Source organism: Pedobacter sp. UBA4863 (assembly GCF_002399615.1).
In the GTDB taxonomy this organism is placed as follows: Bacteria; Bacteroidota; Bacteroidia; order Sphingobacteriales; family Sphingobacteriaceae; genus Pedobacter.
In genome coordinates this window covers 30829-31765 of sequence record NZ_DHDZ01000009.1, presented here as the reverse complement: position 1 = coordinate 31765, position 937 = coordinate 30829, and the positions used below count along the sequence as shown (strand labels likewise).

The window sequence follows — 937 nt, the reverse complement described above, 5'->3', positions numbered from 1 at the left end:
GAGATTATGAACGAAGATGGTACCATGGCTCGTTTGCCCGATTTGATGCTTATTGCCCAGCAGCATAATTTAAAGATAATTTCTATTAAAGACCTCATTAGTTATCGTTTAGCTGTAGAGAGTTTAATTAAGGAAGAAGTAACCGTAAACCTGCCTTCGCAATGGGGCGATTTTAAAATGACTGCCTACACGCAGTTGAGCAATGGCGCTACCCATTTGGCCATAGCTAAAGGCGAGTGGAACGAAGGCGAGCCTGTATTGACCCGTATTCATAGCTCTTGCGTTACCGGAGATATTTTTGGATCTTGCCGTTGCGATTGTGGTCCACAACTGCATAAGGCCATGGAGATGATAGAAAAAGAGGGAAGGGGACTAATTGTATATATGAACCAAGAAGGCAGAGGTATAGGGTTAATTAATAAGCTACACGCCTATAATTTACAAGATGCTGGTATGGATACCGTTGAGGCAAATATAGAGCTGGGCTTTAAAGGTGATGAAAGAGATTACGGCGTTGGTGCACAAATTTTAAGGGCAAAGGGCATTACTAAAATGAAGCTGATGTCTAATAATCCCACCAAAAGAGCCGGATTAATTGGTTATGGACTAGAAATAGTAGAAAACATTCCGATAGAAATTGAGAGTAACCAACACAACGAATCTTATTTGCTTACCAAGCGTGATAAAATGGGACACCAAATTTTAAAAGGATAAGCTTTTGTAAGCTAAAAATATAAAACTAAAAGCGTCAGTAGTTCATTACTTCTGGCGCTTTTATGTTTCTAAGCCAATATATTGGAGATAAGTTTGTTCTGAATAGGATAAAGGAGTCGGATATGAATAGGATATTTGAAACCTTGTGTTTAACCACAAAACGCCAGGAGCACAAGTTTGCCTTAAGTATTTTGCTTTCTAACCTAAGTTCGATTATTAAATA

General features: G+C 38.6%; 1 protein-coding gene. It reads left to right on the top strand.

Annotated features, from left to right (window positions below; genetic code table 11):
- On the top strand, nucleotides 1-714 hold a 714-nt coding region (gene ribA / locus B3I52_RS01445), incomplete at its 5' end, for a GTP cyclohydrolase II (protein WP_293297785.1).
- Nucleotides 715-937: the final 223 nt, after the last annotated feature.